The 9,444-nt window shown below is 71.3% G+C and carries 10 protein-coding genes; 3 read left to right on the forward strand and 7 right to left on the reverse strand.

What is annotated here, in order from left to right:
* Positions 1-2 precede the first annotated feature (2 nt).
* Genes VM681_02120 through VM681_02130 form a run of 3 tightly spaced genes read right to left on the reverse strand, consistent with a single transcriptional unit; the run spans position 3 to position 2,091 of the window.
* Positions 3-287, reverse strand: a complete 285-nt coding sequence (locus VM681_02120; protein HVL86797.1) for an OB-fold domain-containing protein — start codon at positions 285-287, stop codon at positions 3-5.
* On the reverse strand, positions 284-1,417 hold the full coding sequence (locus tag VM681_02125) for a beta-ketoacyl synthase N-terminal-like domain-containing protein (protein ID HVL86798.1): 1,134 nt from the start codon (positions 1,415-1,417) through the stop codon (positions 284-286). Before VM681_02125 ends, VM681_02120 begins: the two co-directional genes overlap by 4 nt.
* On the reverse strand, positions 1,414-2,091 hold the full coding sequence (locus tag VM681_02130; GenBank protein ID HVL86799.1) for an ABC transporter ATP-binding protein: 678 nt from the start codon (positions 2,089-2,091) through the stop codon (positions 1,414-1,416). Before VM681_02130 ends, VM681_02125 begins: the two co-directional genes overlap by 4 nt.
* Positions 2,092-2,133: 42 nt before the next feature.
* On the opposite strand from VM681_02130, the gene VM681_02135 reads away from it, so the two are divergent.
* The 3 genes from VM681_02135 to VM681_02145 are packed head-to-tail and all read left to right on the forward strand — an operon-like array spanning position 2,134 to position 5,395.
* Positions 2,134-2,844, forward strand: coding sequence for an ABC transporter ATP-binding protein (locus VM681_02135; GenBank protein ID HVL86800.1), 711 nt, complete (start codon positions 2,134-2,136; stop codon positions 2,842-2,844).
* Entirely contained in the window at positions 2,841-4,199 is a 1,359-nt protein-coding gene (locus tag VM681_02140) for an ABC transporter permease (GenBank protein ID HVL86801.1), read from the forward strand. The genes VM681_02135 and VM681_02140 overlap by 4 nt, the downstream gene beginning before the upstream one ends.
* Complete coding sequence (locus VM681_02145; GenBank protein HVL86802.1) at positions 4,154-5,395, forward strand: hypothetical protein; 1,242 nt, start codon at positions 4,154-4,156, stop codon at positions 5,393-5,395. The genes VM681_02140 and VM681_02145 overlap by 46 nt, the downstream gene beginning before the upstream one ends.
* Before the next feature lie 3 nt (positions 5,396-5,398).
* Here the strand turns inward: VM681_02145 and VM681_02150 are convergent, their stop codons facing one another.
* The 4 genes from VM681_02150 to VM681_02165 all read right to left on the reverse strand — a co-directional run.
* Entirely contained in the window at positions 5,399-6,145 is a 747-nt protein-coding gene (locus VM681_02150) for a geranylgeranylglyceryl/heptaprenylglyceryl phosphate synthase (GenBank protein ID HVL86803.1), read from the reverse strand.
* The gene (locus tag VM681_02155) at positions 6,142-7,023 is read right to left on the reverse strand and encodes a geranylgeranylglycerol-phosphate geranylgeranyltransferase (GenBank protein HVL86804.1); all 882 of its coding nucleotides are present in this window, start codon (positions 7,021-7,023) and stop codon (positions 6,142-6,144) included. The genes VM681_02150 and VM681_02155 overlap by 4 nt, the downstream gene beginning before the upstream one ends.
* 39 nt (positions 7,024-7,062) lie before the next feature.
* Entirely contained in the window at positions 7,063-8,049 is a 987-nt protein-coding gene (moaA, locus tag VM681_02160; GenBank protein ID HVL86805.1) for a GTP 3',8-cyclase MoaA, read from the reverse strand.
* A gap of 74 nt (positions 8,050-8,123) precedes the next feature.
* On the reverse strand, positions 8,124-9,444 hold a 1,321-nt coding region (locus VM681_02165), incomplete at its 5' end, for a CARDB domain-containing protein (GenBank protein ID HVL86806.1).

The following is a 9,444-nucleotide window of genomic DNA, read 5'->3' on the forward strand; positions in this document are numbered from 1 at the left end:
TCCTAAATCTCGTAGCCCTCGGGCGTCTCCCGCACCGCCACGCGCCCGCCCACGTCGATGGCCCGGCGCGCTCTTGCCAGAAGCGAGGGGCCCGCATCGAGGCGAACGACGGCCACGCGCGCGCCCGGCCGGAACCCCTCCGGCGGCACGTCCACGCGCGTCCAAGACAGCACGACGCCGGAAGCGGGCACGCGCCGCTTGCGCAACGGCTTGCCGCACGCGCCGCAGGACTTTCGCGGCGGAGCGAAAGCGTGGCCGCTTGCGCAACGCCCGATCGCGACCGTCATGCCGCCTCCAAAAGGGACACGAGCACGTTGTTGCCGTAGCCTCCGATGTTGTGAACGAGACCGCGCCGCGCGCCGTCGACCTGCCGGCGGCCCGCGTCGCCGCGCAGCTGTCGGTGGATCTCCACCACTTGCGCCACGCCCGTTGCGCCGACGGGGTGGCCCCGCGCCTTGATGCCGCCGCCGGGATTCACGGGGAGCGAACCTCCAAGCGACGTGTCGCCGGAAAGCACCGCGCGGCGGACCCGCGAGCGGGGCACGAGGCCGAGATCGACGAGGTTCTGGAACTCGAGCACGGCAAAGGCGTCGTGCATCTCCACGACGTCGACGTCGCGGACGCTCTTGCGCGCGGAGCGCGCGCACCGCGCGGCGGCCGCGCGCGTGGCGCGAAAGGAGACGAGCGCATCGGGGTCGGTTCGACCGGCCAGCGAGAGGTCGTCCGTGGCGTGACCAAGGCCTGCCACGCGCGTCTCCCCGCGGCGCGCCGAGAGCACGACGGCGGCCGCTCCGTCGGCCATGCTCGCGCAGTCGAGCACGCGAACGGGATCGGCCACGAGCGGGCTTGCGAGAACGTCCTCGACCAAGACGCGCCGGCGAAACTGCGCAAGCGGGTTCCGCGCGCCGTGCGCGTGCGCCTTCACGGGCGCGGCCGCGAGGTCCTCCCGCGAGAGGCCGCGCGCGTGCATCCAGGCGCGCGTGGTGAGCGCGGCAAGCGCCGGCATCGTGAGGCCGTAGCGCCGCTCGGAGGGGTGGATCATGGCGGCAAGGACGGCGGACGCTCTTGGCGTGGGAAGCGTGGTCATCTTCTCCGCGCCGACGACGAGCGCCGTTTGCGCCTGGCCCGCCGCGATCGCGTGGCAGGCCGCTTCCACGGCGGAAAGGCCGGAGGAGGGAGCCGTCTCGACGCGCGTGGCGGCCACGCCGGCAAGGCCAAGCTCCGTGGCGACGGCCACGGCCGCGTTGGCGACGCCGGCAAACGCCTCGGGCGCTTGGGCGGACACGTAGACCCGGTCCACGGCTTGGACGCCCGCATCGTCCAACGCCTCCCGACCGGCCGCGCGGGCAAGGTCGAGGAAGCCCTCGCGCAGGCGGCCAAAGCGCGTGTGCCCGCAGCCCGCGATCCGCACGTTCACGCGAGGATCCTCCCGTCCTGCATGGGCAGCGTGCGCCCCGCCCACGCGGCAAGCGAGGCGTCGTGGGTGGCCACGAGCATGGCGAAGCGGCGCTCGCGCCAGACGTGGTCGATGGCCTCCCGCACGAGCGCGGCCGCTTCCGCGTCGAGCTCGCCCGTGGGCTCGTCGGCCAGAAGAAGCGCGGGCCGGTTCACGAGCGCGCGCGCCACGGCCACGCGCTGCTGCTCGCCGCCGGAGAGCTCGCCCGGGCGGTGGTGCGCCCGGTCGGCAAGCCCCACGTGCGAGAGGAGCTCGTCGGCGCGGGCGGCCGCCGAGGGCGCGGCGAGGCCCGCTTCGAGCGCCGGCAGCGCCACGTTCTCGCGGGCGGTGAGCGCGGGGTGGAGGTGGAAGCGCTGGAAGACGAGGCCGACGCCGTGCAGCCGCCGGCGATCGCGCTCGTCGCGCGGCAGACCCGTCGCGGGCTTGCCGTCGAGGAGAACCTCGCCCGCGGAGGGGACGAGAAGGAGACCCGCCACGGCCAGCAGCGTGGACTTTCCGCAGCCCGAGGGGCCCGCAAGCGCCGCGCGCTCGCCGGGTTCGAGCGTCATGGCAACGCCGCGCAGGGCCTCCACGGGGCGCCTGCCGCCCACGGGCGGGAAGCGGTGGTGGACGTCCCGAAGCGCAAGCGCGGGCATGCGCAGCGGAAACCTCAAACGAACGGAAAGCTCCTTCGCAACGTGCCGCCGGCGATCGACGCGCGAGGCCTGGGCAAGCGCTTTGGCGCCCGCACGGCCCTGCGGGACGTGGACCTCCTTGTCCAAGAGGGAGAGACGGTCGCGCTGCTTGGGCAAAACGGCTCCGGGAAGACGACGGTCCTTCGCATTCTCGCCGCCGCCACGCCGGCCACGCACGGCGCGGCGCTCGTGGCGGGCTTCGACGTCGCGCGCGAGCCCCGCCGCGTTCGCGAGCGCGTGGGATTCGTGCCGCAGGAGGCGGCCTTGCACGACGAGCTCTCGGCCCGCGAGTCGCTCGTTCTCGCCGGGCGCCTGCACGGGCTTTCTTCGGAGGCGGCCTTCGGTCGCGCTGCCGAGATCCTTGGCAGCATCGGGCTCGCGCCGCGCGCCGATTCGGCCGCCGGCGAGCTCTCGGGCGGCATGCGCGCGCGGCTCAACGTCGGCCTTGCGCTCGTGCACGACCCCCCCGTTCTATTGCTCGACGAGCCCACGACAGGGCTTGACCCCGGCGCGGGACGCGAGTTCCGCGCGCTCCTCGAGCGGCTGCGGAGCCGGCGCCGGACCGTGCTCCTGTCGACGCACGACCTTGCCATGGCTTCGGAGCTTTGCGGCCGCTTCGTCGTGCTCGTCGACGGCCGCGTGGCGTCCGACGGCGCCTGGGAGCAGGTGCAGCCGGCGCTTGCGGAGGCGTACCGGGGAGGCCTCGTCGCGTGACCGGAGCGCTTGCGGCCGCGCGGATCGTCTTGGCCAAGGACGCCCGCGTGCTGCTGCGCCGCCGCGGGCTCCTGGCCATGCTGCTCCTGTACCCGATGCTTGCGGGCGGCATCCTCGGCTTCGCCTTCGTCGCCCAGGACGTCCGGGTTCCCGTGGCCCTCGTCGTGCAGGACGAGGACGGCGTGCACCTGGTCGTGGACGGCGAGGCCATCTCGATCGAATCGCTTCGCGACGCGCTCGCGCAGGCCGCCGACGTTCGATCGGTGCGGACGCTCGACGAGGGCGTGGCCCTCCTCTCGCGCGGCGAGGTCGACGCGGTGCTCGTGATTCCCCCGCACTTTCTTCAGGACGTGCGGAGCCTCGTCCGCACGACGAACGTGACGATCGTGCTCGACCGTTCGGACCCCGTCCGCGCGCAGGTCGCCGACTCCCTGCTGCGGGGCGTCGCTCAAGAGTTCATCGAGCGGTTCGTGCGCCTCAAGATGACGACGGTCCTGTCGAACCTGCGGTTGGCCTTGGAAGGCGGCCCGGCGCTGCCCGGCGTGGGCGACCTGCGGGGGTTCCGACAAGTCGTCGTGGACCTCGAGACCCTTCGTCACGAGGCGAATCTCACCCCCGATCAGGCGAGGCTTCTGGACGCCGACCTCGCCTTCCTCCGGCTGGCCGTGGGCGTGTTGGAGGACTCGTCAACCTACCTTCGCGCCACCGCGCTTCCGGTGGAGGTGCAGGAACGAGGCGTGCTTTCCGGCCGCCTGTCGCCCGCGCAGATCCTCGCGCCCATCACGGTCGCTCTCTCCGTGTTCTGGACCGCCACCCTGGCCGGAGCCGCCGTCGTCGGGCTCGAGCATCCTCGAGGGCTCTTGCCGCGTCTGCTCGCGTATCCCGTTCCCGTGGCCGGCGTGGCGGCCGGCAAGGCCGGTCTTGCGCTTGCGATCGTGGGCGGTGAGACGATCCTTCTCCTGGTCGCCGGCGCCGCGTTGACTTCGCTCCCCACGGCCGGGCTTCCGCTCGCGGTGGCCGCGATCCTCGCCGCCGGCGCGGCCCTGGCGGGCGTGGGCGCGCTTCTGGGCTCGCTCGCGCGCGGGCTCTCGGATGCGGTGCTCGTGGCCGCCTTCCTCGCCTTCCCGATGTTCCTTGTCTCCGGCGTGCTGTTCCCCGTGGCCTTCATGCCGGGTCCGGTCGCGTCCGTCGCGGCGGCGCTTCCCGGCGCCGTCGCGCTCGAAGCCACGCGGGCGGCGTTGTTGCGAGGGGTGGACCTCGCGACGCTTGCACCGGCCCTCGCCTACCTTCTTGCGGTGGCCGTCGGAACGTGGGCGGCAACGTCGGCCGCGCTGCGTTGGAGGGCGAGGGCGTGAGCGCGTGGCGCCTGCTCGCTCGGGCGGAGTGGACGCAGCATCGCGGCCGCTATGGGGCGCTCGTCGTGGTCCTGGGATCGGGTGTCGCCGGGCTCTTCCTCGTGCTTGCGCTCCTGTCCGGTCTCGAGGCCGCCGTGGCCGACGAGCTTTCCGCCACCGTCGCCGGGGACGGGCGGATCGCACGCGCGTCGACGGACTTCGCGCGCGGGGAGATGGTTCCCATCGCTTCCGCGCAAGCCGCCTTCGGGGACGCGGCGCGTCCGCGTTTGGAAGCGCAGGTCCTTTGGACCAGGGGGGAGGACCATCGCAATTGGAGCGCCGGATTGGCGGTGGGCCTGGACCGTTTGGACCGGCGGCTGGCAAGCCGCATCGTGGAGGGGGCGTTGTTCGAGTCGGACTGGACGCAGGTCGACGGCATCGATGTCGCGCCCGTGGTGCTGGGCCAATCCGCGGCGCGCGACCGCGGCGTTGCGGTGGGTGACGTGGTGAACCTCACCGCGGGACGGACCGAGACCGTTGGAGGGGAGCTTCGGCCCATCGTTCGCCCGGCGCGCGTGGTCGGGCTGTATTCGACAGGCTTGCCCGTCGTGGATCTCTACGCGGTCTTCCTTCCCATCGAGCGCGCGCGGACGCTCGTGGGCGAACATCCGGGACGGCCCGTGGCCAATGTCTTTGTCGTCGACGGCGAGGGGGGCGAGCGCGCGCTTGCCGCGGCGGGCGCGACCGGCTGGAGCGCCCGTTCGCTCCCCGAGTTCGAAGCCTACTACCTGGGCCCCCTGTTCGGATCGCTGCGTGCGGTGGCCCTTCTCCTCGCCACGATCGCCGTGGCGGCCATCCTCGCGTGGAGCGCGCACGCGCTCACCATGCTCGTGTTGCAGGACGCGCACAAGATCGCCACGCTTGCCGCCGTCGGCGTGTCGTTTGCCACGGTTCGAAACGCCTACCTGGCCGCGGGGGCCGCCGTCGGCGTGTCGGGCGCGGCAGTCGGCATCCTCGCGGGAGGCCTCGTCGTGCTCCTCGCGTCGGTCGTTCCCGTGCTGCCGGGGTTGGGAGGCCTGCCTTTGCGCCTGCAGGCCGCCTGGACGGACGCGCTCCTGCTTGCCGCCTTGTCCGTTTCGGTCGCGCTGGCGGCCGCGCGGATCGCGCTTTCTTACGCCCGGCGCCAGGACCCGCTCGACGCGCTCCGCGCGGGCTGACGTTCAGCCCCGCTTGACCTCGGCGACGATCGCTCGAAGCGCCTCGAAGCCCCCCTTCTCTGCGACCGTGCCCGTGACGACGATGTCGGCGCCGCCGGCAAGCACGCTGCGGGCGTGGGCGGCCTCGCGGATGCCGCCGCCCACCATGACGGGGATCTCGACGGCGCGCTTCACCGCCGCGACGATGGATGCGGGCACGTGCTCGTGGGCCCCCGAGCCCCCTTCAAGGTACACGACCTTCATCCCGAAGAATTGCGCCGCGAGCGCGTAGGCCGCCGCCATCCGAGCGCCTTCCTCCGTCCGAGGGATGAGGTCCGCCTCGCTCACCTTGCCGACTGTCATGCCCGGCTCGACGATGAGGTACCCCATGCCGATGGCTTCGATGCCCGCGGCCGCGAGGATTGGCGCGCCAAGCATCTGCTCGCGCGTGATGAAGCGCGGATTCCGGCTGTTGAGCGTGGACATGAACCAGATGGCGTCCACGTTGGGCGAGAGCGCCTTCGCCTGGTTGGGAAAATGCACGACCGGAAGGCCCGTGGCCTCCTGGATGGCGCGCACGAGGGCGTCGAGATTCTCGCTCGTCACGCCCGTGGAACCTCCGACCATGAAGCCGTCGGTCCCAAACTCCTTGGCCTTGACGGCGATCTCGGCTCCGCGCTCCGTGGGCTGGCTTGCGGGGTCGAGGAGCGTGAGGTGCACCTTTCCCTTGGCGGTCCGCTCCTGCAAATAGCGCCACACCGCGTCCCTCACGCTCCCATCCTCCCCACGAGGAAGGCCACGAGCCCCACGAGCATGCCAAGCTTGGCCAGGCGCGAACTCCTAGATGGCCGTTTCGCCTCGAACGCCGCCCACAGGAGCACAACGTCGGCCGCGGCCACGGCGGGAAGGTACGACGGGCCCATGGTTCCAAGGAGCCACGGAAGCGGCGAGAGGGCGACGCCCGCCAGGATCGCCGCGCGGGCGAGAGCCGTGGCGGCCGAAACGCCGGCCGTCATGGGAAACGTCCGGCGCGCGCCCGCGTCGGCCTGCATGTCCTCCACGTCCTTCACCACTTCGCGGCCCAGGTTCACGAGCACCGCCAGGAGCGCGAGCACGAGGACGGGGGTTTCGGGCGCGTTCACGGCGATGCCGCCCATGACAAAAGGCGCGCCTGTGAGGAGGCTCACGGCGACGTTTCCGGAGAGCCCTGTCGCCTTCAGACGAAGCTCGTAGGCCACCATGAGCACGAGGGCCGGGAGGACAAGGAGCAGCGCAAGCGGCGAGGTGAACGTCCAGGCGATAGCCGCGGCCGCCGCGACGGAGAGGGCAAACAGCACAGCCTGCGCCCGCAGCGCCGCGTCGGGGGAAAGCCGGCCGGACGGAAGCGGTCGGCCCGGATGCGCCCTCGCGTCGACCTCACGGTCGACCCAATCGTTGAGCGCGTTTCCCGCGCCCGCGAAGGCGAACCCCGCCGCCGCCCCCAGCGCCACCGTGGGCCAAAGCGACGCGGCGGCGGGCCCCGAGGCGACGAGGGCCCCCGCGACCACGCCGACGGCGGTCATGGCGCAGTTGCCGGGGCGAAGGAGCTGCCACAGCGCCGCCGCGCGCGCGACGGCCGGGGGCGATTGGGCCCGGATCTGCGCCTGCACGGCGCGCAAGCCCGGTGCCCGGATATGAAGCCTGCGGGCTCATCGCGCGCGAGACGGGTCGGCGGGCACCCATTCCCCCGACGCATCCTTCCGAAGGTGCGCGCCGTAGTAGGGCACGCGCGCGGCCACGACGCGCCGAAACGCCGCGGCGAGCTCGTCGTCGGAGAGGCCGCGCGTGGGCACGAGATCGTCGTTGCGGTTGAGGCAACCCTTCAGGTGCCCGGTCGCCGTCACGCGCAAGCGATGGCAGTTCGCGCAGAACTCGGCGTTGCCCACGGGGTCCACGATTTCGACGTCGGCGCGTCCGTCGCCCGTCCGCACGTGGTAGACGCGACGGTGGTGCATGGCGCGCACGTCCACGGACTCGGCCCGTGCGGCCAACGCCCGATGGACGTCCTCGATGGGCACCATCCATTCGCGATGCGCGACGAGCTCCGGCATGAACTGGATGAGCTGGAGCTGCGTGCCCGGCGTTCGCGCGACGAACTCGACCATGTCGAAGACGTACGGGAGCGTCGGCCGGAAGACGACCATGTTGAGCTTCACGGGCGTAAGGCCCGCCTCGAGCGCGGCGCCCACGCCGGCCATGACGGAGGGAAGCGAGCCGCGCGTGATGGAGCGGAACGCCTCCGCGTCGGGCGCGTGCAGGCTCACGTTCACGCGCCGCAATCCGGCCTCCTTGAGCGCTCGGGCGCGACCGGCAAGAAGGCTCGCGTTCGTGGTGAGGCTCATCTCCATTCCCGGCGGGGCGCGGAAGACGATCTCCTCCACGTCGCTTCGCACGAGCGGCTCGCCGCCCGTGAGCTTGGCGCTTTGCACGCCCAGGCTTTGCGCCACGTGAAGCAGGCGAACGACCTCGTCTGTCGACATCTCGCCCGGCGCGGGCGCGCGCGGCGCGCGAACGAGCCCCTGCCCTTCGTTGTGGCAGAAGACGCACCGGAAGTTGCACCGGTCGGTGAGCGAGACGCGGAGGTCGGCGACGGGGCGGGCGAAGCGGTCGGCCAAGGGAGATCCGGCCGCCTGCATCCAATCTCGCGCCTGGTTGTCCATAGGGCCCTTCGCTCGCTTCCGCCTATGCAGGGGAAGCCGCTCGCGTCGGGCTATCGGGGATGCCCGCTTTCAACGTTGCGCCCGGCGGAACGTCGAGCTGCCGCAACAAGACCCGCCACCACGGCGAGGATTCCAGACGGAAAAGGCGTCTCCTGCCGCGGCAGGACGAGATCGCGCGCGCCCGAGTCTTCCTCGGACCGTTCCGGCGGTTCATCGTCACGCGGGGCTTCGCGGTCCTCCGAGCGTTCCGCGGCTTCCGATTGCGATGCAGATTCCGAGTTTGGTGCGGGTAGCGCTCGGATCGTGAGGAATCGGCTCCACCGCTCCGCACCATTGCACAGGAATGTGCAACGTAGCGGATAGTCCTGGTCGATGTCGACATCGACCCCGATCGAATGCTGGCCCGCCGGAAGCGCGCCCTCGCCCGCTTCGACGCGAATCGTTCCTTCGGGGATCTCCGGCACGTCGACTTCGGCAAGTGGTACGTCGTCAAGGAGCACCCGCATCCGCGAGGGCGGCGCCTTGAGCTCCCCTCGATTCTCGATAACGACCTGAACCCGAAACGGCTCGTTCGCACGGGGTTCGGTTGGATTCGTGGAGACTGCCACGACGTATACCTTGGCCGGCTCGGGAAGGATGGTGAAGTTGAAAGTTCGCACGTTGTCGACCGTCGTCGACTCCTCGATGGCTTCATCGGGATCGACGACCATGCGCGCCGTGAAGTTGCCCGCACGCAACGAGAGGCGCTTCGTCGACGGGTCCGATTGTTGGCTGATCCCCCGAACGAGTGTCGTGCCCGGATCGAGGACGAGCGTGACGTTGTAGGTGTCGAAAACGGTGTCGTCGAGGAAGAACCGCACTTGGAACGGCATGGCGGCGGCCCCGCCGTGATTTTCGACGTTCCAAGAGAAATTGATGCCGCTTGGCCGCGTGACGTTTGCGTCTGTGGCCCGGAAAAGACTCGCCACGAGATTCGCGCGGGCCGCGGGGTCGTCGCGGACGACGACGGACTTGGAGAGGGGTTCGCTGTAGGTCGCTCCGGACCGCTGGAGGATCGTCGCGTTGATCGTCCATGCGCCCGCTGGGACCCACGCGCGGAGACTGGAGGCAAACTCCGTCGATCGACCCGGCTCCAACGGCGGTTGATCGTAAAAGTTGACGGGTTGGCTCGCATCGCCGCGGAAGGATACGGAAACCCGCTGCCACCCCGTTGTCTCCGTGCCGTCGTTCCTCACCCGTAGCCGCACGCTGATGGGTCGCCCGTCCGACGGATCGGCGGGGTCGAGGAGGATTTCCTCGATCACAATGGGCCGCGGATGGCTCGTGGCGACGACACCCCCGGCAAGGACTCCAAGCGCAAGACAAAGCCAC

The sequence above is a fragment of the Candidatus Thermoplasmatota archaeon genome (assembly GCA_035541015.1).
Lineage (GTDB): Archaea > Thermoplasmatota > SW-10-69-26 > JACQPN01 > JAIVGT01 > DATLFM01.

Bases quoted from the DNA above. Each gene is read 5' to 3' on its own strand.
- VM681_02130 (HVL86799.1), bottom strand. From the start codon at position 2,091: ATGCCCGCGCTTGCGCTTCGGGACGTCCACCACCGCTTCCCGCCCGTG.
- VM681_02120 (HVL86797.1), bottom strand. From the start codon at position 287: ATGACGGTCGCGATCGGGCGTTGCGCAAGCGGCCACGCTTTCGCTCCG.
- moaA (HVL86805.1), bottom strand. From the start codon at position 8,049: ATGCAGGCGGCCGGATCTCCCTTGGCCGACCGCTTCGCCCGCCCCGTC.